The organism is Methanoregula sp., from assembly GCA_026625165.1.
In the GTDB taxonomy this organism is placed as follows: domain Archaea; phylum Halobacteriota; class Methanomicrobia; order Methanomicrobiales; family Methanospirillaceae; genus MVRE01.
This window is the reverse complement of sequence record CP112999.1, coordinates 710703-736430: the sequence shown is the minus strand read 5'-3', so window position 1 is coordinate 736430 and position 25728 is coordinate 710703. Positions and strand designations below refer to the sequence as shown.

Genomic DNA, 25728 nt, shown 5'->3' with positions numbered 1-25728 from the left:
AATCCTCTTTTAAAAATCATCCGGGTTTCAAATTTCATCCCTCGTATATTGCGCGTATTGCGCGTAAATTGCGCACAACCTCTTTCTGACATTTCCCGGATAAAAATTAGCCCCACGGCATGTATTTTTCAGGGGATCCTGTCGAAGAACCTTTGCAGGTTCTTCTCCCGGGTTCGTCCCTTCAGGACCCTCCTCCGAAAAAACCGACCCTCAAAACAGGGCCTGGAATCGATTTTCCCCCCGTCAAATGGGATGAACTATAGGGTAAAATTCACCTCGATTTAAGGGCCTTTGGTGACCAATAGGTGAGGTGCAAATCTACCCTATTTCAGCAAACGGGGCGCTATAATCCCTTCGTTTCCACAGGAACAGAAAAGAACGGTTTTACGGGGTTTTCTGGTATTGGCCCGGACATCGAGAGAGGAAAATGGAGCCCAATTTGGGCTTATCTTATTCAGGTGAATTGAAAACCGTTATAGGGAAAATGAAGAATATAATCGATGATTTAAAAAGGTGGTTACCAGGGGTATTCATCAGGTACATCTGTCGAAGGTAACCGGGCAGTACCTGTCAATGCTGGCGAATCCCCTGTAACGATCGAAATATCGGCTTCAACCTGATTTCCATAGAAATTGACATGATACCTGCCTTCACGATAAATGACGATCTGGTTCTCCGGATCGCTCGTATAGATTCCTCCATATCCGTCTTCTGTGACTATTGTATTGTTCGCGATGTCTCTGACGGTAATGACAAGGAAACTGATCCGGGGACTACTATGTTTCGCGCTGACAGAACTATGAATCACAAGAGGTCCGTGCTTTACATCGACCAGAACAGCGGTCGCATTATAGATGGGGGAAAAATGCAGTTTGTAAAGAGGGGGTCGGTTAAGAATTAAGTTCCGTGAAGTTTCCGGGAAGGTCTCACCGTTTTTCTGGGAAAGATTACGCACAACCCTGAATGAATCTTCAGGAAAGACGGGTTCAATGGTATGTACAGAACTTGTTAAATTCACCTGGTTCAATGATGATATCTCAGCCAACGTTCCAGTGGGCTGCGTAAGTGATTGCAGCGGGGTTTCAGTAGTTTTGGAAGGCGCATTCACGACCTGTCCTTCGTTATTGAGATTTTTCTTTATGACTTTTATGCAGCCACATGAAGTAATGAAGACCAGGATAAGAACAAGAATGGCGGCCTTATGCAACCAGGGTTTTATGTTGTGTCTTTTGCTCATAATTCTGAATCAATAAATCTGACACGATCATTCATGCCCGGGTTTATAATAACCATAAAAAGGACTGGGCAGTATTATTGGATCTTGCTGCTGGTATTCCTGCATTTTTTCGTTTATTTTTCATTTCAGGTTTTGAATTCGTTGATGCCTGATATTTTCTCTTTACCATTTTCATGAGAGAGGCGTGCAACAATTCATGAGGCGATCCTTTTTACACACATTCATAATCCGGTCTCTATCACATACGGGGATTACCTACCAAAAAATTACGGCTGGATTTCCACTTCAGTGGAGGCAATGCTTTTTCCGCTGTCATCAATAAGTGTGAGAATAAACGAGTTACCAATACTTTTCACACTGCCAAATCCATACGAGTTTGAGGTATAATCCGCGACCCCCCCGGTCTTCTCCTGAACGCGAGGGAGATCTGCTGATAGGATATATGCGGTATCTCCGGGTTTGAAGGTCCGGGCAAGATTATAGGTCATTGATACGGATTGGTTTACCCAGTCTTTGTTCTCAGTTTTGATAACAGATTTATTGACAACCCAGCTTAACTGGTCATAGTTTCCAAAGGACCGTGTCGGCCGGACAATCACGGAGGTGGATTGGGTATTAATTGTATCACCGCCCATGTGATAAATTTCCATTCCGTTACTCTGACTGAATTTTGCTTTTACTGTCATCTGGGGAGTCTTATCGGTTCCTTTTGACATTCCTCCGGCAAATCCACTGACAACAGCAGCGATAATGATCGTAACCACGAGCATCAGCATGACTCCGACTACTGGAGATACTGCATGATCACTGTTCATTCTCATCATTATCCCTCCACAACGACATCTTTGCTATAAATCATCTTACCGGTTGGCGTATGGATGATTGTCACTTTTACGATGTCTCCAGCTCGCAAATCATTCCAGTTTTTACCAAGCAGTGCCATCATCGCATCAGTGTCTGTTGCAGTGACCCAGTATGTGGGATCATCGTTATAGACATACGGAGTGACAACGCCATATCCCGCATTATACGTAGTATACCCGTATGGAGACGCCCTCATTGAAGTACCCGCTGTAATAGTATAATTTCCAAACATCTGCTCAACCGGAAATGGTGAAGAGGTTTTCCAGTTCAGTACGCCCGGACCATATCCAAGCGGTGCCTGATATCTTGTGTTTCCCGAAGTGTACTGAACGTTAGGAGTGTTCAGACCTTTTGCTGTTGTATTTCCGCCCCTTGTTCCGGAACTTGATGTCCAGGAGGTGACGATCTTTGCGTTAGCCGACGGGATGGGATCGCTGACAGATTTTACATCGAACTGGATGTTGCTGTTCCGCCATTCACCGGTATTCTTAATTTTGACATCAATAACAGCTGTCGGTGCTTTGTCCTCCCCTTTGGCAAGACCTCCTGTAAATGCACTCACAACTGCAGCGATGATGATGGTAACCACGAGCATCAACATAACGCCGACAACCGGAGATACGGCGTCTTCTCTGGATCTTCCTGAACTGCACATTTAATTACCTCTGGTACGGTGCCTTGCAACAGGCCCTATTTTCATACTATTATAGAATTTCGTAGCACTCATTGCTATAAATAGATTGTGATTTTTTATTTTGAGATGTGAAATTGTATTGAAAAAACCTGTTGAGTATCAAAAAAAATTGTTATGATAATAAAAATGTGCTACAAAAAGAAAATATTTTATTACTATAACAGGTACATCTCAGGTACTTCTCCAGTGGGATGAGACAGCATGAACGATGGGATGGCAAAGTCGATCCAAGGAGATATCCTGCATTTGCTCAATCTTCACCTGATCGCAGAGAGAATGGGAGACAAGACCGGACGCGGAGATATCCTCCTCCTTGGGATTCTGATTATTGCCCTTACCTCCGGTTATATAGTGCTCTTTATTGATCTCCCGCTGATCCTGATGAGCGGGCTCTGTATCATCTCTCTTTTCTCATTAGCTCTCGTTGCCAGTGGCGCGCGTGTCCGGTTCAGTTCCGGTACTGTCCGGGGATTTGCCGTTCCTCCGGCAAGGGATGCGATGGCATCCCGTAATCCCGATCCTGCACATGGTGCCTCACCGGCCGTTACTGCCGACCCGGAGTTCCCGGAAGAACGCACTCCCGGTGTTCTCGACATGTACTGGGTTTCTCCACCGTTCTCTTACGTAAAAATTATACGGACAGGAAATGCCGGGTTCACCTATACGGTCGTCGAGCCGTCCATTTCGCAGAAAGAAAAAACCATCCTGCGTGAGACATACTCCTACCTCCGGGATGTCATCATCTTCAATGCACCGGAAGACAGCACAGGGAATCATCTGGATCCTGCAACGGTAACACCCGTAATCCGCCAGTTTGACCCGGATATTTCCGATGACCGGCTCTCTCTCCTGCACTACTACCTGAAACGGGATCTCTCCGGTTACGGGCCGCTTGATGCACTCATGCACGATCCCTCCCTTGAGGACCTGAGCTGCAACGGGAACGACCTGCCGGTCTTTGTGTTCCACCGCGACTATGGCAGCCTGCCGACAAGTGTCGTTTTCCGGGAAGGCGAACTGAACCTGTTTGTCTTAAAACTCGCCCAGAAAGCCAACAAGCAGATCTCGCTTTCAACTCCCATGGTGGACGCGACACTCCCGTGCGGTGCGAGGGTCCAGATCACATACAGCAATGTGGTCTCCACAAAGGGCAGCTCATTTACCATTCGGAAATTCCGGACCGATCCGATGACCCCGCTGGATCTTATCCGGCTGGGCACCTACAATTCCGAGATACTGGCATTCCTCTGGCTCGCCATCGAACATAAAAAGAGCCTTCTTGTTGTCGGCGGGACGGCAAGCGGCAAGACATCCACGATGAATGCTGTCTCCCTGTTCATCCCCCAGAATGCCAAAGTTGTATCCCTCGAGGACACCCGTGAGATCCAGCTGCCGCACAAGAACTGGCTGCCCACGCAGACACGGGAGATCAATGTCCCGGGAGTCAAAGGTGACATCGACCTCTTCTCGCTCCTCAAGGCATCCATGCGGCAGCGCCCGGAGTATATTATCGTGGGAGAAGTGCGGGGCAGAGAGGCCCAGACCCTCTTCCAGGCGATGAACACCGGCCATGCTACGCTCTCAACAATCCATGCCGGCAGCGTTCAGGAGGCAATCAACCGCCTCACCCATGATCCCATCAGTGTCCCGCCGGTAATGTTCTCTGCACTCGATCTTGTTGTTGTGCAGGCAATCTATTCCGTGGGGAACATACGTATCCGCCGCTGCCTTTCTATCCATGAAATTGAGGTGAATAATAACGGTGAGATCATACCGGCCCCGGTCTATGAGTGGGACATCCAGACCGATACATTCCACAGGACCGGCGGCCGGTCACAGGTACTGGAGGAGGTTGCATTCCACCGGGGCTGGACACCGGAGGAGACCGAACACCAGTTGAAAAAGCGGGAAGAGTTCTTCTCCTGGGCACTTGAAGTCGAACCGCCTGACATCAAGGATCTTGCACACGCGATTCATGATCTGGAGTGAATGAAGTGCAGATGCCCATCGCACTTGCCCGTGCTGATGCTGTGCTGTCCCGTTACGAACTGGTAATGTACGGCAGTCATCTCCGGCAGACCCTGCGGGGAGCTCATATCCCGTTCACCGCTGAACGCTATCTTCAGAACGTCCATATCAACGTCCTTGGTTCCGTGCTCCTGTTTGTTGGCTCTTTTCTATTTTTAACATTCAGTGGCTATGAGATCCAGATCCTTTCAGTTTCAACATCCGACATGCTGTTCTGGGTGATTGTGTTTGCCGGCATGATCCCCGGCCTCTACCTGTTCCAGATATATTACCCGGCCATCATCGCACGGGGGAGGAAAACCCGGATCGAGCTGGATTTGCCCTATGCTATCTCGTATATGGAGGCTCTCTCGACGACGATGCCTCCCTATGAGATGATACAGAAAATTTATGAAGAGCAGGAAATGTTTGGTGAGGTCTCACGGGAGTTCGGTGTAATCGTCCGCGATGTCGAAGTGTTCAACGATGACCTGATCACAGCCATGAGGGATCTCCAGCGGACGACCCCGTCAGCTCATCTCCGGGATTTCCTTAACGACCTTTCCATCGTATCTGACAGCGGGGGTGCCGTGAACTCCTACATATCGGCTAAGACGCAGTACTACCGCGACCAGGCCCGGCAGGAACTGGATCTTGTGTTAAAAACAATCGAGATCATGGCTGAAGTCTATGTTTCCGCGTTTGTTGCCGGCCCGATCGCTCTGATCATCATGATCGTGGCGCAGGGAATGACCAGTCATAACCAGATGGACTGGCTCCTCCCGTTCATGTACCTGTGCATCCCGGCGGGTGCAATCATCATGATCTGGCTCCTGTCTGCCATGCTCCCTCCGGAAAACCTCGAAATCAGCCGGCGCGAGACCATCGAGCATGACTTTGCGGGATCTGTCCCGGTCCATACTACGCATCAGGCACCCGCACCAGATGAGAAAGATGCCAGTTTCTACAAACGGCTGGCAGCAAAAAAGAGGCACCACCATCTTCTCAACCGGTTGCGGCACCCGCTACGGTCGTATATTTCGAAATACGATTACAGCATCGGTGCCGGCGTGTTGATTGCAGGCATCATTGCCGGTTTCTGGATGACCGGATGGTTCGATTCCTTCTTCCCAAAAAACACACCCGAGGCCATTGTGTGCCTTATTATCATTGGGTTCATGACACCGGTTGCTGCTGCGTACGAGGGGCGGCGTTGGTACGTGCGGAACATCGAATCCCATATCCCGGAGTTTTTACGGGAACTGTCCGATATGAAAGATATCGGGATTACGCTGCATGATGCTATCCAGCGGATCTCGAACGCGAAGCTGGGGGTTTTAAGTTCTGAACTCTCTCTCGTTTCACGGGACATCGAGAGCGGCGCCTATGTGAACACGGCGCTCGTCAGGATGGAAGAACGGATCGGGCTTGTCTCGGTCAAGCGAACGATCTCCCTTCTCGTGCGGGCAAGCGAGATTACGCACAACCTGCGCCAGATTTTCCTGATTGCGATCACTGATTTTGAGCACTACCTCAAGCTCAAACGGGAACGTGCGAACGCTACGATAATCTACGTGATGATCATCTATCTCTCGTTTGGCATCTATCTCTATACAGCCTACCAGCTGAATGTGCCGTTCCTTGCAAGCTTTACCGGCATGAACATCCCGCTTCAACTTGCAGGAAATATCACCGATATGTTCCGGATCGGCATCATCCTTGGAACCTTCTCAGGCATCATGGCAGGGCAGTTCAGCTCGAACAGCATCCTCTGCGGGTTCAAGCACAGCATCGCGCTCCTTGCCGCAGCGCTGGTCGTGTTTACTGTTATCATCTGAAGGGAACATCTCATGGATTCACAGGAATGGAATACCCGGGGAGTGTCTGAAGTTGTCGGCGAGATTCTCATGATTGGTCTTGTCATCATCCTTATCGCCGTTTTCTCAACTACCGTGTCGTCCTTCCTCCCGTCCGAGCGTTATCCCAGTGTTACCATCAAGGTAACGAATGAGACTGCGAAGACCATCACGCTCTGGCATAAGGGCGGGGACTGGGTCAGGGCTTCTGATCTGAAAGTCATCGTTGCGAATTCCACGGATCATGCCACTGAGATTGTGTACCGCGTTGATGACAGCCATCACCCGTTTATCCTCGTGCCGCAGAAAACCACGTTCGATCTCGGGAGCAACATCACCATCACGTGGGACTCCGCACTGGATGGCAATGAAACCGTTAAACTCGCAACCCCGCGTGCGGTCATATTCTCCGGTCAAGTCGGGAAGGTGCAGGCATGAGAGATGATGCTGTTGCCCCGGTCATCGCCGCGATGCTGGTGCTCGCTGTAATGGTCACGATCTTTTCCGTCTGGAATGCTGTCGCGATTCCTTCCATGAAGGCCGAGTCAGAGATCAGCCACCTGCACGAGGTCGAGCACGCGTTTATGCAGTTTTCTGCCGATATTTCCAATGCCGTATCGATGAAGCAGGAGATCACATTCAGTGAGACCGTCCCGCTTGGCGGTGGCGGCGTGATATTCAACTCCCTCACGTCATCCGGTACGATCCGCGTGGATGCAGAGCAGCTCCCACTTTATAACCTTATCATCTTCGACAACTCGATTGAATATTCGCAGGAGAGCCGGCTGGTGAAATTCTCGTACCGTCCCGTTGGCAATTACTGGCAGGACCAGGGATATGTCTGGCATTACGGGTACGTGAACGTGACCAAGGGATTCTCCCAAGGTTCGGTCGACAACGCCGGGATGGCGACACCCCTGTCGTTTGCCAGTATGAACGAGGTGAACCGGGCAGCACCGGTAAAAAAATTTTCAGGTTCTTTTATTGACGTGACTGCCCGGCCGTGGTTCAATTCAACGATGAACTGTTCGGCAATCACGATCTCCGCAGTGACGTTCAATCCGTCACCGTATGAACAATTTACGAGTGGCAATGGTATCGGGACCTTTGCTGTGTCAGCATCATTGAATGAAACCATATTTGGCATTCCGGATCAGGCCGCACCCGACCTCCTCACGATCCGGGTGAACAAATCCACACCAGAGCCATTCGCAGTTGACCTGTATAACAAAGTCAACCAGTCGTTCCGCCAGCTCAACCAGACTTACCCGAATAATATATGGCATTATGCTGACAACAGTTCGCCGCTCTACCGGGAAACGGGCATCGGACATATCGACGGGCGGCTGCCATTTGTCATTACCCGGAAGATCATGCAGGTGAATGTATCGGCGTATTGAGCTCCCGTGGTTTCAATATAAAAAAAAATTAAATTCATAGTAATTAGTATTACATTTTTTTAAAATCATATCAAAATATTAAAAAACAATTAAGATAAATATTAACTTCTCTGATGATACCATGACCATTGACCAGGACCTCTCTCGGACCGGCATATCCATTCCCACCCACCTGCTTGAGAAATTTGATGAGATTATCAACCAGCGGGGATACTCGTCACGTTCCGAAGGAATTCGTGATGCGATCCGCACATATATCACGAATTATACCTGGATGTCTGAAGTGAAAGGCGATCGCCATGGCGTGATTACGATGGTGTACGAGCATGATCACCGTGGCCTTCTCCAGACGATCAATAACATCCAGCACGAGTTCAGATCCATTATCAAAACAGCACTCCATGCGCACATGAGCCATGACCGGTGTCTTGAGGTAGTCCTCGTCCGCGGGGAAGGCCCGCAGATCAAATCACTGGCCGAACGTTTCATGTCCCTGAAGGGAGTTGAGTCGGTGAAACTCACGACGATTCAGGTTGAAGATTGAAGACCAGAGCATCCGGAGCAGTGCCTGCTTTTTTATATTTGTACTCAGTAAATTCCCCAAAGGACTATCAAAAAATACTTCGTTACCCTAAAAATCCATTCTGCCAAATGTAATTCTATAAAATATTCTGTTACCGGCCAGACACTTATACCTCACGGCCGTTTCCGGATTACGTACAGACTCCCGATCATGACAGAAACAAGCGCTGGCAGCAGGGGAGCAGATGCAGGGGGCGTGGATGCTGCAGCCGGGGATACGTTCTGCGTACCGGAACGGAAAACCAATGATGCAACCTCTTCTGCTGCATCCGCGATGCGGGGGCCAGGCCGGCTGATGATGTCGGCATCGACTGCAAACACGTGGTTGTTTTTGACCGCAGAGAGGGATGCGTACTGCGGTTTGGTCATGAACTCTTCGAGGATTACATTTTTCTTTGACGAATCCATCCCGCCTCCACCGTTTACGACGATGATATCGGGATTGGCCAGCAGGAACTCCTCAAGCGATATTGTGCTCCAGCCGCTCCGGTCAGAGAACACGTTTACGCCGCCGGCATGGACGATCACGTCGTCCTGCAGCGTATTGTTGCCGCTGACATAGAGGGGCTTGTGCCAGACCACGTGGGCTACAGTCGGCCGGTGCTCCGGCAGGGGCGAGGGGAGTGTTGCGTCAATGCGGCGCGAAAGATCAGCTGCCAATTCATCTGCCCGGGTTTTTGTACCGGTTATCTCCCCAATTAATCGGATGTCCCGTATCACGTGGTCGATGTTTTTCGGGGCGACCACCATCACATTCATGCCGAGTTCTTTGAGACGGTCCACGGTCTCCAACGGCGTTTTGTCAGATGCGAACACAAGGTCCGGCCGGGCCGCAGCTACCTTCTCAATGCTGATGGCCGAGTAGCCCCCTATGCGGGTCTTGTTCTTTACTTCCGGGGGATAGTCACAGGCATCCGTTACGCCAACCACCTGGTCAAGCAGGCCGAGGGCGGCAAGGATCTCGGTACTGGAGGGGGACAGCGAGACGATACGCGAGGGTGTTGCATTGAACGTGATGGCCATACCGGCATCGTCAGTTACGGTGACCGCTGATACCGGCATTGTACAAAGGACCAGCGCTATTGCCGTGACCAGCAGGACTATGCCGTACTCTTTTGGGGTTCTGTTTTTAAGTTTCATTCACTGCTCTCCGTTCATGATAGATGAAAGATAGCTGATACTTTGGGCAGTCGCTGGATCAGGGAGAAGGTCGCTAAGGCCGTCCGAGAGGATCTCGACATGCAATGTGCGACCGGCAAGGATGCCAAGCGCCTCAGCGAGCGGACGGTCAATGCAGCAGAATGTTGGGATGAATAATTGTCTTGTGTTCATGGATCATGCTCACGGTCGTGGGTTTCTGGGGACACCGGGTACAGGAGCGCGATTATCCCGTCATAACTGCTGGTACACTGTGCACCGGCAGTACACAGGTCTGCAAGAGCTGCGGCGCCGGCACCTTTGGCATAATCATAGGAGAGAAAATCCCTGCCTTCCGGCAGGTGGATGATGATCCGTGCCGGATCCGCCTCCCGGAGAACCGCAAGGACCGGCAGGTTGCCGGATCCTACCGGGTGAATGGAAAGAATGATGCGGTCTGCCCGGGAGAGCATGGCTCTTAGATTCTCCAGCGCATGGGCAGGAATCCGGGAGAACGGCAGGACCGGGATGCAGGGGACCTCCAGCGCTTTTGCCGTGAGGTAATCGGTATCCGTAGTGGCAAGGATGCCGGCCGAGAGAGACAGGCCCTTACCGGCAAGGAAGTGCAGGAGGTCAGATCCGCTCCCACCGCCGGAGATCACCTGCACTTTCAGGTGTTTTAGGACTGAATTTGTCCCGTTTACGGTTTTTATGGGCATGAGGAAGGTCCGGCCGGTGGCCGGGTGACAGGAGATGACCACCTCGGCCCCGTAGACCTCCCGGATTTTCCGGGGTGTCAGCACCTGTCCGGGCGTGCCGTCGGCGACCAGCTGCCCATGCTGGATCATGATAAGCCGATCGCAGTAGAGCGCGGCAAGGTTGAGATCATGGAATACCCCTATGATGGTTGCGCCCGAACCGGCAAGCCGGCGCATCAGACAAAGGATATCGGACTGGTGGGAGAGGTCGAGATGCGACGTCGGCTCATCCAGCAGGAGCACGTTTGTGTCCTGCGCAAGGGCACGGGCGATGAGCACCCGCTGCCATTCCCCGCCGCTCAGGGTACGGATTGATCGCCCGGCAAGGTGAGCGACGCCGGTCTCTTCAAGGGCACGATAGCACCGGGCATAATCGTCCGGTGCAAGTGCGGCAAACCTGCTGGTCCGGGCATACCGGGCCATCAGGACGACCTGCATCACCGTGTAGGAGAACGGGCGCCCTTCGTCCTGCGGGACAAAACCAAGCGCCATGCCCAGTTCCGCAGGAGTATAATCGCAAGCTGCCTTTCCGTCCAGTTCAAGGATCCCGCTTGACGGTATCACGCGGCTGAATGCCCGCAGGAGCGTGGTCTTTCCCGAGCCGTTCGGCCCGATGATGCCGGTGAAGGATCCCGGTGCAAACGCACAGCTGACCGATTTAATGATCTCCTGCATGCCATACCCCGCGTGGAGGTTTTCGGCATTGATGCTGTGCCGGCCGGTCATGTAACCGCTCCCCGCTGGTAGATCAGCCAGATGAAGAACGGCGCCCCGATGAAGGCCGTGATGATCCCCACCGGCAGGTCGGAGAAGAACGTGCGGGCGAGGGTGTCCGAGATGACGAGGAGTATCCCCCCGGCAAGGACGCAGGCGGGGATGACTACGCGGTTGTCCGGGCCGAGAAGCATCCGGACGATATGGGGGGTGACAAGGCCGACAAACCCGATCGAGCCGGCGATCGAGACGGCACCGGCAACGAGCAGGGTGCTGCCACCAAGCACCGACCAGCGGGCCCGTGCCGCATCGATACCGAGGTGGGCGGCGGTCTCCTCGCCAAGCGAAAGGGCGTTGAGGTCCCGGCCCATAAAAAAGAGGAGCACTCCGGCCGGTGCGAGGATGCAGGCGGAGAGGATCGCGTCGGATGGCGATGCGTTCCAGAACCCGCCCATGAGCCAGAAAATGATCTGGTGGACGTTCTGGCCCGAGACGGCGATCAGGAACGAGACGATGGCCGAGAAGAAGAACGAAACAGCAATGCCGGTTAAAAGCAGGGTCTCAACGGAGATTACGCCTTTACGGCCGGCAATCGACCAGACGATCAGGATCGCCGCAACTGCGCCGGCCCATGCGAAGATCGGGACGAAAAAGCCGCCGAAAAAGACGATGGCAAGGGAGGCACCGAGCGCCCCGCCGGATGAGGTGCCGAGGATGTAGGGATCAGCCATCGGATTCTTAAAGAGCGCCTGCATCGCGGCACCGGCAACGGCGAGGCTGGCACCCGTGAAAAATGCGGCGAGAACCCGGGGGAGCCGGATGCCGCCGACGATGTCGGCAGCACCGGGGCCGGTAGACGGTATGCCAAAGCCGGTTGGACCGGTAAGGGTGCAGACGATGATGCTCATCCCTGCAACAACAATGAGAAGGAGGAGCCAGAGCCGGCGGTCAGTAACCATTATCATTCCTGTTTTAGGATCTGTCTGCTCCAGTGTTCCTCCTGGTCATTCCTGCCCCAAACCTGGAAAACAGGGGATCAGAGAAATATGAATGTCCCCTGCTGGATGGCCTTGCCGCTGTTTTTATCGACAAACATATACTCGCCCCGGGCATTTTTAGGTATTGAAAACGACCGTGCTGCACCTTCCGGCTGCCAGGAGATCTGGCTGCCGAACTTGTCGATACGGCAGTTATCTGCATAGAGCATGAACTTGTCACCCGCACTGATGAAACTGTCAGCCGCTCCGATCTTCGTTAGGTATCCCTTCACTGCCGTGCTGTTGCAGCTCTGCGATGGCAGGATGTCGTTTGTCCCGATTTTAATCTTTGAATCCGTATACCGGATCTGGACCTCGATCTCTTTTAGATCGAAAGGATCGCCGCCGGAATGCTCAAAGAGCAGGCCGTTGTCAGCGGTAAATCCCGTCGGGTAATCTGGTACATAGTTGCCGGTATTTTGATCCTGTATGCCCTGAATTACCGGTGTGACCTCCATTGAAACCTGCGGAGCTTTTTTGATGTTTGTGCCTAGTCCGCCCGCAAAGGAGCTTACAACCGCTGCGATGATGATGACAATGACGAGCATCAGCATGACACCGACAACAGGGGAGACCGCATTTTCCGCCAGGCGCTTCATCGGACAAACACCTCCTTGTCAAAGATGTACTTGTTGCTTGGGGTATAGAGGATCTTTACGTCCACCGGAACCCCAGCCCGGAACCCATAACTTGTGTCGCTGACATTGAAACCGAGAAGTGCGCTCGTTCCTGCAGGACTGCCGGTACTCAGGATGTCACCTGTCGACCAGGTGAAATTTCCAAAATCCACACTTGTATTGTAGCCGGAGCGGCCGATCTTGGGATCGTTCAGGAACGGCACCCGCGTGAACCGTAGAGAGCTGTATAACTGGGTAGCTGGACTTGATGCATCCTGGATGTGTTTGATCACCGTCCCGTTGGGTGCCGTGTAATAGGTGATGATTTTTAGATCCTGTGAACGAACCGGGTCGCCGCTTAAATGTTCAAACATCATTTTTGTCGTAGTTCCCCCCATGGTGTCATCTATCGCTGTGTCGATCCTGACACCGATGGATGCACTGGGCGTCACTTTCTGTCCTGAACCCAGCCCACCGGCAAACGCACTCACAACTGCTGCGATGATGATGACAACGACAAGCATCAGCATCACGCCGACAACGGGCGAGACTGCACTTTCATTGAGAGTTTTATCAAGACTATTCATGGTTTGCTTATCCTTCTGGTTATAGTGAAATTTTTCCACCGATTTATAACGTCTTAAGTTCAACAGACTCCACACCCTTTTCAGACAGTAACCGATCCTCAAGCGATTTGAACTGGGTTTGGTAACCGCGAAGAAGAATTACGTCAAGACAGCGGTTGTCGGTCATCTCCGACTGGAACGAGGCCCGGATGATCCCCTTGAACTCATGCTGGATGTTGATGAATGCAGGGCGATGTCCCCCGTTACCGTAATCATAGACCATTGTGATCAGGCCCTGCTTCTCCCCGGTTACCTCTAGCATCTCCGCTTACCTCCCATCACCTTCTGTATCCGGCCGCTTTTCCTAGTAACTGCCCGGAGAATTACCCGGCGGCAGGCGATCCGGTTGCAGGGAAAGAATCCTTCCATGATATGCATGATAACACCAAACAAGTTAATTTGTTTTAAGACAAATTGTTTTTAGTTCTAAGAGTTTAGAGTGCTATTGATATTTAAAATTTCTTAATTTTTTAAGAAAAAATTAAAAAAAAATCATAACATTGTGCAGAGATTCGCATTCCCCGTGCGATTACCGGCGGGATGTGTTGCATGAAGACAACCAGCGGCGATCCTTTCATTCGGTTCTGATAATCCTGGACCATTCAATCCGAGGTCTTTGCCCGGAACGGCACGATAAATTTCCCGTATTCATTCTCTACGACAAATGAATCGACACCGTACACCCTGCTGATGCACCCGGGCGTCAGGATATCGGCAGGTTTCCCGTACCCGACCTTCTTCCCGTTATTCAGCAGGAGAACGGTGTCAGCATACCGGTACGCAAGGTTTAGATCATGGACGGCGATGATCATCGCAACCCCGTGTTCCCATGTGATCGCCCGCATGGTTTCCATGACCTCGATCTGGTACCTGACATCCAGTGCGCTTGTCGGCTCGTCAAACAGGAACAGCTGCGGGTCCTGGGCGAGGGCTCGTGCGATGAAGACTTTCTGCCGTTCGCCACCGGAGAGCTGGTCCATATATTTTCCCGCCATCTGTCCCATTTCCAGCGCATCAAGTGCCTGCTGGACCCGCGAGAGTTCCTCATCAGACACCGACCATCTGATATGCTGCCGTCTCCCCAGAAGGACGGTCTCAAAAACCGTAGAGTAGAGGGTGTATGTGAAGTGCTGGGGCACGTACCCGATCATCTTCGCAAGATCGACCGGGTCAATGTCTTGCATATTTTCCTGATCGATACTGATGCTTCCCCCGGACGGCCGGTGGACACCTGCAACTGTTTTTATAAGGGTCGATTTGCCCGAACCGTTGGGCCCGACAAGTGCGACGATCTCCCCGTTTCCGACAGAGAACGAGATCGCATCAAGTACCCTTCTTTCCCCGTAATCCTTGGAAAGGTTATCAATAACGATCTCCATTATGTTGCCCCGCTAATAGAGCCCCCGTCCCCGGCCTCTCATGATTAGGAAGAGGAAGAAGATTCCCCCGATGGCGTACATGATGATCCCGACGGGGATCTCCACCGGGCTCATGACCGTCCGTGCCGCAGTATCCGAGATGAGAAGGATTGCCGCGCCCATCAGGGCAGAACAGGGGATCAGGTAGCGGTGGTCGTTGCCGATGATCATGCGGCAGATGTGCGGCCCCATCAGGCCGATGAACCCGATAACCCCGGTAAACGCAAGACAGCAGGATGCGGCAAACGTTGAGATCATGAGACCGGAAAGCCGGAGGCGTTCGACGTCGATGCCAAGGTTTTTTGCCACGTCATCTCCCGCGGAAAGGGCATTTAAGTCCCATGCCTTCCTTTCCAGGAGGATAAACGATCCGATGCAGAGCGGCAGGAGAAGGATAACGGCGTTCCAGCTGGCCCCCCACATCCCGCCCATCAGCCAGACCATCAGTTCCCGGAGTTTCTCGTTGTTGGTGATGTACTTGAGCGACATCACACCGGCCGTGAAGATGTACCCGATCACGACACCGGCAAGGATCAGGGTTGACTGGGTCGTGCCGCGGGACCGTGAAATGCTGTAGATGAGAAGCATGGAGAGCCAGCCGGACAAAAACGCCATCGCGACGATCCACAGATCATAGCTTATGAATAACAACGCGCCGAGGATTCCCGGCCCGATCACGATGGCAAGTGCCGCCCCAAAGGATGCTGCCGAAGACAGGCCGAGCGTGAACGGGCTCACGAGCGGGTTGCGCAGCAGACCCTGCATAACGGCACCTGCCATGGCAAGGCTCATCCCGGTCAGGATGGCAAGGAAAATCCGGGGCAGCCGGAACCCGACCACAATCATTTCAGCCTGCGGGTTTCCCGGTGCAGGAATGGTGATGGGAATGGCATCATACCATCCGGCAATGGCCGGCATATAATTATGAAGAAATGCCCGGACTGAGCCGGCAGATGCATGCCCGACAGCGAGGATTGTATCTTCCGGTGAGATCGTGACCGTGCCGATCCCTGCAGACAGGATTGCCGCAATAATCACGAGGAGCGTAAGTCCGGCAACGAGCGCGATGCGCCGTGCACTGCCTTCTTTGTACAGGGTATGCACGGTTGCGCCATCATCTGTATCCTTCAATGGAGAGCGGGACATGGGCACTCGTGAATTTTTTCAGGTTGTCTGGTTTTCAGGTTGTCTGGTATTACGGCAAATGGGATTTGTTCATCCCGGCGTACTACATCCCGATCCCTTGTACGACACCGGCGATCCGGTCTGCCCGGAGGTCCTCGAGTTTCAGGTACCGTGCCCCGAGTTCATCTGAGAGGGAATAGGCAAGGCCAAAGGAGAGGTATCCCTGCTCGGAATCAATAACAAGCGACGAGATCCCGGCATCACGGATATGAGATGCGACTTCCCTTGCATCGCCAAGGGGAGATCCGGAACCCAGGCTCACGTTAGCTTTCCCGTCAGATATCAGGACCATCCTTGGGATCGTGTGCTGGTTGATCATCAGCTCTCTTTTGAGTACCTCAAATCCTTTGGAAAGTCCGTGAGCAAGTGGCGTCTTCCCACCGACCGGCAGTGACTGCATGTATTTCCGTGCCAGTTCGACACTTGATGTCGGGGGCAGGAGCACTTCGGCACTCGTTCCCCGGAAGACCACGAGGCCGACCCGGTCCCGTTTCTGGTATGCATCGATCAGGAGCGAGAGGATAGCCCCTTTGACCTCGGTCATCCGCTGCTGGGCGCCCATGCTCCCGCTTGCGTCGACAACAAACAGGAGTGTGTTCCCTGTTTTACGCTCCCGGACTTTCTCGCGGATATCTGAAGATTCGATCCTGACCGCAAGTTCCCCTGCACGGTCCCTCTGGTAGGGTGCCGCTGCCCGGATCGTAGCATCCAGTGCGATGTCAGGTCCCACCGTCTCCGGAATCCGGCTGCGGATATATTTGCCATCACGGGATTCGGTAGTGCTCCTCCGGCCGTTTCCTTCCCTCCTGAAGGAGTCAATACGGCGCGAAGGTGAAAAGGGCTGCTGGTTCACCCTGAAGGCAGACCCCTCGGCAAACTGCGTTGTCACCGAACCGTCAGGCATGGTATTTTCTTTGGGTTTCCGGTTCCCGGGATGTTCGTGATTATGTTCGGGCTGCCGGTATTCTTTCTGAGCATCCCGGATCGATTGTTCCACCTTCTGCTTATCCATCTGCTGGTCGGCAAACGGTTTGCGCCGCATCCGGTGGGAGAGTACCAGTGTTGCAGCAGTACGGATATCGTCCTCGTTTACGTCATTGCGGCCATTATATGCAGCAATTGTTGCCCCGGTCTTCATCATGGTGATGTCGGCACGGTGACCGTCTACGGCCATGTCAATGCAGATCTGTGCGATCATGTGGAGCATCTCATCGGATACTACCACCCGGGGAAGGAGTTCCTGAGCCCGTACGATGCGTTCACGCAGTTCCTGTTCGTGAGATTCCCATGCACGGAGAAATGCCCCGGGATCGTCGTCGTAGTGTCGCCGCCGGCGGATGACCTCGACCCGTATACCGGCATCATGGATCCCTTCGATATCAACACATAACCCGAACCGGTCGAGAAGCTGGGGACGCAGTTCGCCTTCCTCGGGATTCATCGTACCGATCAGGATGAAGGACGACGGGTGCGCATAGGAGACGCCCTCCCGTTCGATAAAGTTCATCCCCATCGCCGCTGCATCGAGGAGAACATCGACAATATGATCGTTTAACAGGTTGACCTCGTCCACGTACAGAATGTTGCGGTGCGCCTGCGCGAGGATACCGGGATCATACTTTCTCTCACCTTTTTTTAATGCATGCTCGATATCAAGGCTGCCAACGACCTTGTCTTCTGTTGCACTGATCGGTAGTTCTATGACCCGCATCCGGGCAGTCGCTGAGAGAAGGTCCGGATATTTTTTCCGGCAGTCGGGGCACAGCCCTTTGGTATCCGCAGGGTCGCAGTTAAAGACGCAGCCTTCGACAACCATCCGATCCGGGAGAAGATGGGCGAGGGCGCGGGCTGCGGTTGATTTTGCAGTCCCTTTCTCTCCCCTGATCAGGACACCGCCGATCCGGGGATTGATCGCGTTCAGGATGAGGGCGAATTTCATCTGTTCCTGGCCAACAATCGCGGAGAACGGGTATATATCATCGAAGTGATGCATCGTCAGGCTCCAGGTATAAAAAATATAAATTGTATTACAACTTTTTTAATCAGTTTTTAAGTCTTCATAGTATTAAATATTTTATTTTTTGTATTTCTCAACAACATAAGTATGAAATTTCGTAAGATATTTAATACTCAATGAAGAGATATTCACGAGCTCATAAGGATTGCCTGATGTGAAAACGATCTTATGGCAAAATGAGGGGTTCATAAAACAGTTTTCCGGGCTCCGGGCATACCATGACATCGGCCCGTGACACCCTATGCACCTTGCAGGGGAGAAGAAAAGCGTGAAACTTACCGCAATAATGTGGGGGTCCTATGCCCCGATTCTGAAACGTGCAGCAGCTGCGACCGGTATCGACCTTGTAGTCTACCCGAACCGGGTGCTGGAGGAATCTCCTGAAAAGGTGGATGCGGCCCTGGATTCGATGCGGACCGCTGACGTAATCCTCCTGTATCACACGTCCGACCTGTTCTGGGAGCGCATCAACCGGGAGATCAAAACGATTGGAACAACAAAGCCGGTCATCTCGCTCGGGTACGACCCATCCTCATGGGTACATTCCACGGTCAGGCCTCAGGTTGTCACGACCTGCCAGGCCTATGTCATCAATAACGGCGAAGAAAATTTCAGGAACCTGCTCCTGTATATCGGAAAGGAACTGTTCGGCAGGGACGTTGCGGTTGTCCCTCCAGTCACCGTCCCGTGGGAAGGGCTCTATCACCCGGCTGCTCCTTCTGCATTTACATCGGTGGATGACTATCTTGCATGGTATGCCGGTTGTGCACGTACCAATGCCCCTGTTGTCGGCATCATCTTCTCCCGCGTGACCTGGGCTTCATCGAACACGGCGATTGAGGATATGCTCATACGGAGTCTTGAGGCGGAAGGTCTCAACGTCATCCCTGCCTTCACGTACGCAATCCGGGATGAGACCCTTGGGGCGAAAGGGATGGTATATGTTATCTCCGAGTATTTTACGAAAAATGGCGTGCCCCGCGTCGATGCGATCATCAAGCTGGTACCGTTTCTTATCGGCACTTCGCGGGGGGACGACTACCGGGGAAAGACTGCGGCAGAAGGAGGAATCGAACTCTTAACAAGGCTCAACGTCCCGGTTTTCCATCCGGTCATCTCCCTGTACAAATCAGTAGAACAATGGCATGAATCGACCGGGCTCACGCTCGACACCGGCTGGGCTGTTGCAATGCCCGAGTTCGAGGGGGTGATAGAACCGGTCTTCATCGGGGCCACGAGCAGCAGAGAGGATGGCGAAAAACCCCGTGAACCGGTGCCGGACCGGTGTCATAAAGTGGCCTTGCGGGTGAAACAGTGGATAACGCTTTCAAAAAAGCCTGTCCATGAACGCAAGGTTGCATTCATCTTCAACAACAACCCCTGCGCCAACGCGGATGCAAATGTGGGCGCGGCATCGCATCTCGATTCCATGGAGAGCGTTGCACGGATTATGCAGAAGATGAAGAAGGCCGGGTACTCGGTTACGCCACCAAAAGACGGCAGGGAACTGATCAGTACCATCATGGAGAAGAAAGCGGTGTCGGAATTCCGGTGGACAACGGTTGGAGATATCGTTGCAAAGGGCGGGGCGCTCTCGCTTATGGACCTGCAGACCTATCTTCCGTATTTCGCCTCGCTCCCTCCTGCTGTCCGGAAACGGGTAACCGACACATGGGGGGAGCCTCCCGGGGAGGGAATGGTCCTTGATGACAGGATCGTTATCTCCGGAATCTCATTCGGCAACGCCACGGTCCATGTCCAGCCAAAACGCGGATGCTATGGTGCCCGCTGCGACGGGCAGGTCTGCAGGATCCTGCACGATCCGGACTGCCCGCCTCCCCACCAGTACCTTGCGACTTATTACTGGATCCGTTCGATCTGCGGGGTCGACGTCATCGTCCATGTCGGGACGCACGGCAACCTTGAGTTTTTACCCGGCAAAGGGCTCGGCCTCTCGCAGGAATGTTTCCCGGACATCGCTGCCGGCACCGTACCTCTCCTGTATATCTACAATGCGGACAATCCCCCGGAAGGGACGCTGGTAAAACGGCGGAGCTACGCGACCCTTGTCGACCATATGCAGACCGTCATGACGGGGAGCGGCCTGTACGAAGGCCTTGAGGACCTTGACAGCCTTCTTACCCAGTATGAAACGGCAAAACATGATCCGGCGCGGGGGCATGCCCTCCAGCACCTTATCATCGAAACACTGGAAAAAAACAACCTCGACAAGGATCTGCACCTGTCCCATGACACGCCGCTTGCCGAAGTGGTGAGCCGGGCGCATGAAACCCTGTCGAAGATCCGCAACACCCGGATCCCGTCCGGCATGCATATCTTCGGCGATGTCCCGCAGGGAGAAAGGCGGGTCGATCTCATCAGTTCCATCATTCGTTTTGATGGTGGGGATGGCTCCCCCCGCCGCGTGATTGCAGAAGTGATGGGGTATGACCTGTCCGGGCTTCTTGCCGGCCAGAACAGGTATTCTGATAAGGACAACACGTCCTATGGCGCGATCCTCGAACGGGTTGATGCGGTGCTGAAGGATTTTATCAGGTCGGTCCTTGATGGCTCACAAACCCAGTATGCCGTCATGGCTGGCTGCACGCTCTCATCGGCACAGACTCAGGCGCTCGATGCCATACGGAACCGGATCCTTGCCATCAACCGGCGGCTTGATGAGACCTATGAGATCGAATCGCTCTTTAACGGGTTCAATGCCGGATACATCCCGGCCGGGCCGTCCGGGCTGATCTCGCGGGGGCATGAAGATGTCCTCCCGACCGGCAGGAATTTTTACTCGCTCGACCCGCACCGGGTCCCCACCCGTGCAGCATGGCGCGTCGGACAACGGCTCGCTGAATCGCTGGTCGCCAAATATGTTAAGGAGGAAGGGAAAATTCCGGAAAATGTCGCCTTTTACTGGATGGCCGGCGACATCATGTCATCTGACGGCGAGATGTATGCCGAGATGTTTGCCATGATCGGCATTGAGCCGGTCTGGCTTCCAAATGGGCAGGTAAAATCATTTTCCATTATCCCGCTTGAGAAACTCGGGCGCCCCCGGATCGATATCACCGTGCGTACTTCCGGCATCCTCCGGGACAATTTTGCCAACTGTTACGAACTCCTTGATGAGGCAGTCTGCACGGTCGCAGTACTCGATGAACCCGTGGAACAGAATTTTGTGCGGAAACATGCGCAGCAGAGCATGCAGGAAGGCGGGGGGACATGGCGGGACGCAACGCTGCGGATCTTCAGTTCCCGGCCCGGTACCTATTCCAGCGGGGTCAACCTCGCCGTGCTCGCGAGCGCATGGAAGGATGAAAAAGATCTTGCAGAAATTTTTGTTGCCACAAACGGCTATGCATACGGAAAGGAGATTAAAGGGAGCGCCGCCCACGCACAGCTGGCCTCAAACCTTGCAACCGTTGCGGTGACATTCAACAAGGTGCACACGGATGAATACGACCTGCTCGGCTGCTGCTGCTATTTTGGTGCTCACGGGGGCATGACGGCTGCCGCCCGCCATTATTCCGGGGATGAGGTGAAGCCCTATTACGGTGACACCCGGGAGCCTGAGCATCTGGAAGTCCGTGACCTTGCCGACGAGATCCGCCGCGTTGTCAGGACCAAACTCTTAAACCCGAAATGGATCGACGGCATGAAAGAGCACGGGTACAAGGGTGCTTCCGATATCATGAAGCGGGTGACCCGGGTCTATGGCTGGGAAGCGTCCACGCAGGAAGTTGACGACTGGATCTTCGATGACATTGCCGACACATTTGTCAACAACAGGGAGATGCGGCAGTTTTTCGAGGAGAATAATCCCTATGCCCTTGAAGAGATAGCCCGCCGCCTTCTTGAGGCAGAACAGCGCGGACTCTGGGATGCGGACGAAGAAGTGCTGGACAATCTCAAAAACAACTACCTTGAGATCGAATCATGGATGGAAGACCAGGTTCATGAAGGTGACTACCAGGGGGGAAACGTGAATGTCCTGACGCAGGAGGATGTGGCGGGATGGGGGGATTCCTTAAAAGAGATCCTGGCAAACGTGCACGCCCGGCACCGGAAGGGATAGCGATGGCGCACGATGTTTTCCGGAGACCGCGATGATCGCGATAGAAACAAATGATCTCACCAAATACTATGGTTCCCTGTGTGCCGTAGATCACCTGACACTTTCCGTGAATAACGAGATCTTCGCCCTGCTTGGGCCAAACGGGTCCGGCAAGACGACAACGGTGCTTATGTTCACAACACTGCTGCATCCGACGAGCGGGAGTGCGATGGTCTGCGGGCACGATATCGTGCAGGATGGAGGGGAGGTCAGGAAGACACTCAGCTATGTCCCGCAGGATATGGCGGTGGACATCAAGCTCACCGGGCGGGAAAACGTCCTCTTCTTTGCCCGGCTCTACGGTGTTTCCCGGCCGAAGGACCGGGTGGATGACGTTCTTGCAGTCCTGGAACTTTCCGACCGTGCAGATGACTTAACGAAGACATATTCCGGCGGAATGCGGCGGAGGCTTGAGCTCGCCCAGGCCCTCGTGCACGAGCCGGCGGTGCTTTTCCTGGACGAACCGACTATCGGCCTCGATGTCGCTGCCCGGAAAAAGATCTGGGGGCATATCGGGATGTTGCGGAAAAAAGGCATGACAATCTTTGTCACCACCCACTACATGGACGAGGCTGACCAGTACTGTGACCGGGTGGGGATCATCAGCTTTGGGAAAATCATGGCACTCGGGGCACCAGCAGTCCTGAAATCTCAACTGATGAAGGACGTGGTGACGGCAAGGATATCCGGCCCCTTCACGCCACCGGAGATTGACGGTATCCGGTTTGTCGGCCGGAACGATGATGAGGTGTCCTTCACCGTGGAAAACGGGAGGGAGGCTTTACCTCTCATCTCCCAGGCGCTCGCAGACCAGGGGCTCTCTGTCCATGCATTATCGCTCCGGGAGCCGACGCTCGACGATGTATTCCTTCATGCTGTCGGGAGCCAGGAAGAACCGCGCAGTTTCAACGACCACCAGTTCAGGAGCATGCTGCGGAGGCGGAAATGAGCAGCGTCTGGTACTACATGGAACGGGACTTACTCAAGTGGTTCCGGGGAAAAATTGCGGTTGTTTCCCTGCTTGTCATGCCTGCCGCATGGCTGATCTTTGTCGGGCTCGCACTCCCGGTCACGTTCACCGGAAACTACCTCGACTTCATCACGCCCGGCATCCTCGTGATGACTATGCTCGCCTCGTCCCTGCAGGGAGGTGCGCTCCTGATGTTTGACAAGATCCTCGGGTTCCTCAACAAGTTTCTGGCATTGCCCACGCCCCGGGAGAGCATCCTTCTGGGAAAGATTTTGTTCATCACGATTCGCGGGGTGATCCAGGCAACGATCATCCTCATCGTTGCAATCCTTATCGGGGCGACGTTGCTTGCGCCGTTCCAGTACGGGATGATCTACCTGATCCTGGTCCTCTTCGGCATCGTCCTGTCAGGGCTTGCCACGACGCTTGCGCTCTATGCCGGCGACCACGATTCCTATGCAGCGGTCAACACGATGATCTCGATGCCGCTGTTCTTCACGTCAAGCGCCCTGATGCCGTACAGCGTGATGCCCCCATGGCTCCGGGCGATCGCAGCGGTCAATCCCTTAAGTTTTGCCATCGATGCGATCCGTTCCGTGGGCACGGGCCAGGTACCGCTCATGCAGATCGGGCTCCTGGCAGTGCTGGGCATTATTGTCAGTACGGCCTGCATGCAGGTTTTCAGGAGGATAACGATATGAAACTGAATTTGATAACGATACTGTTTGTCATCGGTAGTATTGCCGTATTCGCGGCGGGATGCACGATGGCGGGGACCGGATCACCCGCAGGAGCCGTCCCGCCAGTTCTTCCGCTGACACCATCATCAACAACCGCTCCAGCTGCTGCGGTGCACCCGGGCAGTGCCTGCACACCGGTGACGATCACCCAGACCGACGGGAAGCAGGTGACCCTCCCCTGCCGGCCCCGGCGCATCATTGTTGCAAACGCCGGGGCGGCGGAGATGCTCATCGCGTTTGGTGTCGGCGACCGGATTGTCGGCGTCACCGAAGCGATCCGAAACGTATCGTATATCATGGACAAGATCCCGCAGGCAGAAAATATCGGCAACTGGCAGACCCCGAACGTGGAGCAGATCCTCGCGCTCCGCCCGGATATCCTGCTCACCTATTCGAGTTATAAACCAAGGAACCTCGACCAGCTGGCGGCAGCAAACATCACCGTGCTGTCGCTTGACTGCTACCGGCTCTCCACGCTTGCATCCGATGCCCGCGAACTGGGGAAACTGACCGGTACATCCAACAGGGCAGAGATCTATGCACGGATGGTCGAAGATACGATCGCTACGGTGGATGCAAAGGTCCGCGCTATTCCTTCGGATAACTATCCGACTGTGTACTTCGAGTCCTACACGGACTATACCGCAGCAGCATATGGATCCGGGTCTGATGAGATGCTGACAGCCACAGGAGGAATAAATATCGCCGGTGATGCCGTATCCTCCTCGATGCGGGTGAGCCCGGAATGGGTGATCGCCCGCCAGCCGCAGTATGTCATGAAAGTTGTCTCCTCAACAAATACCCGGCCGTTTGCGGAGATTGTTTCAGCGATGAAAGAGCGGCCGGGGTGGTACATGATCCCTGCCGTCCGGGAGAACCGGGTCTATGCATTTGCAAACGAAATTGAGTATGGCCCCCGGGCTTATATCGGCCTTGTCTGGACCGCGCAACTCCTCCACCCGGAGGATTTCCGGGACATGCACCCGCGCTCGATGCTCAACGACTATGAGCAGCGGTACGTTTCCGGCACCAACAGGACGATGGTGATCTACCCCTGACCCCCTGGCATTTTTGTTATTTGATATGTTCATGATGACCCGGATATTCTTACCGGATATTACGTTCTGATAATTCTCTCAAAATGTTAAAAAGGAATCAGGATAATATCCAATCGTGATTATGCCATGATTATTGACTCTGAACTTTCCCGTATTGGGATCTCTCTCCCAAAAAACCTTCTCGACCGGTTTGACGAAATTATCAACGCTCGCGGCTATTCATCCCGGTCAGAAGGCATCCGGGACGCCATCCGCACCTATATTACCTATTATAAATGGATGTCCGATGTCCACGGTGAACGCCAGGGGGTTGTCACCATGGTCTATGATCATGATCAGCGGGGACTGCTTGTTACCCTCACCGATATTCAGCACGAGTTTAAAGCGATCATTTCTGCGTCCCTGCACTCGCATGTCACGGATACCCGTTGTCTTGAAGTAATCCTTATTCATGGTGACGGGACCCAGCTCAAAGCGTTTGCCGAACGCCTGATGTCACAGAAGGGTGTCGAGTCGGTGAAACTTACTACGATCTCTGTTGAAGATTAATCCTGCTATTTCAGATGTGATAAAATCAGACTAGAAAAAGCGCCATACCCCCTGTTTTTCCAAATCCAGTCGAAGAACCTTGACAGGTTCTTCTCAAATCTCATCCCTTCGGGATTCGATGCAGAAAAAATAACCCTCA

Annotated in this window: 23 protein-coding genes; 10 read left to right on the top strand and 13 right to left on the bottom strand. The window is 53.5% G+C overall.

Going from position 1 to position 25728, the window contains the following annotated elements; genetic code table 11:
- Positions 1-517 precede the first annotated feature (517 nt).
- From OS112_03995 to OS112_03985, 3 genes are all read right to left on the bottom strand, one after another.
- The gene (locus OS112_03995) at positions 518-1237 is read right to left on the bottom strand and encodes a hypothetical protein (protein ID WAC05795.1); all 720 of its coding nucleotides are present in this window, start codon (positions 1235-1237) and stop codon (positions 518-520) included.
- A gap of 266 nt (positions 1238-1503) precedes the next feature.
- Complete coding sequence (locus OS112_03990) at positions 1504-2058, bottom strand: type IV pilin N-terminal domain-containing protein (protein ID WAC06134.1); 555 nt, start codon at positions 2056-2058, stop codon at positions 1504-1506.
- Between the two features lie 2 nt (positions 2059-2060).
- Entirely contained in the window at positions 2061-2756 is a 696-nt protein-coding gene (locus OS112_03985; protein ID WAC05794.1) for a type IV pilin N-terminal domain-containing protein, read from the bottom strand.
- Between the two features lie 240 nt (positions 2757-2996).
- Between OS112_03985 and OS112_03980 the strand changes: the two genes are divergently transcribed.
- From OS112_03980 to nikR (OS112_03960), 5 genes are all read left to right on the top strand, one after another.
- Positions 2997-4784 (top strand): type II/IV secretion system ATPase subunit, encoded by a 1788-nt coding sequence (locus OS112_03980; protein WAC05793.1) that lies wholly within the window; start codon positions 2997-2999, stop codon positions 4782-4784.
- An 11-nt stretch (positions 4785-4795) separates the two neighbouring features.
- Positions 4796-6640 carry a type II secretion system F family protein gene (locus OS112_03975; GenBank protein ID WAC06133.1) on the top strand — a complete coding sequence of 615 codons (1845 nt, stop codon included), beginning with the start codon at positions 4796-4798 and terminating at the stop codon, positions 6638-6640.
- Between the two features lie 12 nt (positions 6641-6652).
- On the top strand, positions 6653-7096 hold the full coding sequence (locus OS112_03970) for a type IV pilin N-terminal domain-containing protein (protein WAC05792.1): 444 nt from the start codon (positions 6653-6655) through the stop codon (positions 7094-7096).
- Positions 7093-8058, top strand: a complete 966-nt coding sequence (locus OS112_03965) for a hypothetical protein (GenBank protein WAC05791.1) — start codon at positions 7093-7095, stop codon at positions 8056-8058. The genes OS112_03970 and OS112_03965 overlap by 4 nt, the downstream gene beginning before the upstream one ends.
- A 121-nt stretch (positions 8059-8179) precedes the next feature.
- A complete protein-coding gene (gene nikR / locus OS112_03960) occupies positions 8180-8602 on the top strand; it encodes a nickel-responsive transcriptional regulator NikR (protein WAC05790.1) in 423 nt (140 codons plus the stop codon).
- Between the two features lie 152 nt (positions 8603-8754).
- Here the strand turns inward: nikR (OS112_03960) and OS112_03955 are convergent, their stop codons facing one another.
- The 10 genes from OS112_03955 to OS112_03910 all read right to left on the bottom strand — a co-directional run bounded on the left by OS112_03955 (position 8755) and on the right by OS112_03910 (position 18125).
- Positions 8755-9780: a cobalamin-binding protein gene (locus tag OS112_03955; protein ID WAC05789.1), complete on the bottom strand. Its 1026-nt coding sequence runs from the start codon at positions 9778-9780 to the stop codon at positions 8755-8757.
- Positions 9781-9972, bottom strand: a complete 192-nt coding sequence (locus OS112_03950; protein ID WAC05788.1) for a hypothetical protein — start codon at positions 9970-9972, stop codon at positions 9781-9783. It lies immediately after the preceding gene.
- Positions 9969-11261, bottom strand: coding sequence for an ABC transporter ATP-binding protein (locus OS112_03945; GenBank protein ID WAC05787.1), 1293 nt, complete (start codon positions 11259-11261; stop codon positions 9969-9971). Before OS112_03945 ends, OS112_03950 begins: the two co-directional genes overlap by 4 nt.
- Entirely contained in the window at positions 11258-12208 is a 951-nt protein-coding gene (locus tag OS112_03940; protein WAC05786.1) for an iron ABC transporter permease, read from the bottom strand. The genes OS112_03945 and OS112_03940 overlap by 4 nt, the downstream gene beginning before the upstream one ends.
- A 77-nt stretch (positions 12209-12285) precedes the next feature.
- On the bottom strand, positions 12286-12885 hold the full coding sequence (locus OS112_03935) for a type IV pilin N-terminal domain-containing protein (GenBank protein ID WAC05785.1): 600 nt from the start codon (positions 12883-12885) through the stop codon (positions 12286-12288).
- Positions 12882-13490, bottom strand: coding sequence for a type IV pilin N-terminal domain-containing protein (locus tag OS112_03930; GenBank protein WAC05784.1), 609 nt, complete (start codon positions 13488-13490; stop codon positions 12882-12884). Before OS112_03930 ends, OS112_03935 begins: the two co-directional genes overlap by 4 nt.
- Before the next feature lie 43 nt (positions 13491-13533).
- Positions 13534-13791: a hypothetical protein gene (locus tag OS112_03925; protein WAC05783.1), complete on the bottom strand. Its 258-nt coding sequence runs from the start codon at positions 13789-13791 to the stop codon at positions 13534-13536.
- 340 nt (positions 13792-14131) lie between these two features.
- Entirely contained in the window at positions 14132-14908 is a 777-nt protein-coding gene (locus tag OS112_03920) for an ABC transporter ATP-binding protein (GenBank protein WAC05782.1), read from the bottom strand.
- A 12-nt stretch (positions 14909-14920) separates the two neighbouring features.
- Positions 14921-16093 carry an iron ABC transporter permease gene (locus OS112_03915; protein ID WAC05781.1) on the bottom strand — a complete coding sequence of 391 codons (1173 nt, stop codon included), beginning with the start codon at positions 16091-16093 and terminating at the stop codon, positions 14921-14923.
- 82 nt (positions 16094-16175) lie between these two features.
- Complete coding sequence (locus tag OS112_03910; protein WAC05780.1) at positions 16176-18125, bottom strand: putative cobaltochelatase; 1950 nt, start codon at positions 18123-18125, stop codon at positions 16176-16178.
- A gap of 292 nt (positions 18126-18417) precedes the next feature.
- On the opposite strand from OS112_03910, the gene cobN reads away from it, so the two are divergent.
- From cobN to nikR (OS112_03885), 5 genes are all read left to right on the top strand, one after another.
- Positions 18418-22233: a cobaltochelatase subunit CobN gene (gene cobN / locus OS112_03905; GenBank protein ID WAC05779.1), complete on the top strand. Its 3816-nt coding sequence runs from the start codon at positions 18418-18420 to the stop codon at positions 22231-22233.
- A gap of 31 nt (positions 22234-22264) precedes the next feature.
- Positions 22265-23221, top strand: a complete 957-nt coding sequence (locus tag OS112_03900; protein WAC05778.1) for an ATP-binding cassette domain-containing protein — start codon at positions 22265-22267, stop codon at positions 23219-23221.
- Positions 23218-23943, top strand: coding sequence for an ABC transporter permease (locus tag OS112_03895; protein ID WAC05777.1), 726 nt, complete (start codon positions 23218-23220; stop codon positions 23941-23943). The genes OS112_03900 and OS112_03895 overlap by 4 nt, the downstream gene beginning before the upstream one ends.
- On the top strand, positions 23940-25040 hold the full coding sequence (locus tag OS112_03890) for an ABC transporter substrate-binding protein (GenBank protein ID WAC05776.1): 1101 nt from the start codon (positions 23940-23942) through the stop codon (positions 25038-25040). Before OS112_03895 ends, OS112_03890 begins: the two co-directional genes overlap by 4 nt.
- A gap of 126 nt (positions 25041-25166) precedes the next feature.
- On the top strand, positions 25167-25589 hold the full coding sequence (gene nikR, locus OS112_03885; protein WAC05775.1) for a nickel-responsive transcriptional regulator NikR: 423 nt from the start codon (positions 25167-25169) through the stop codon (positions 25587-25589).
- The last annotated feature ends 139 nt before the right edge of the window (positions 25590-25728 follow it).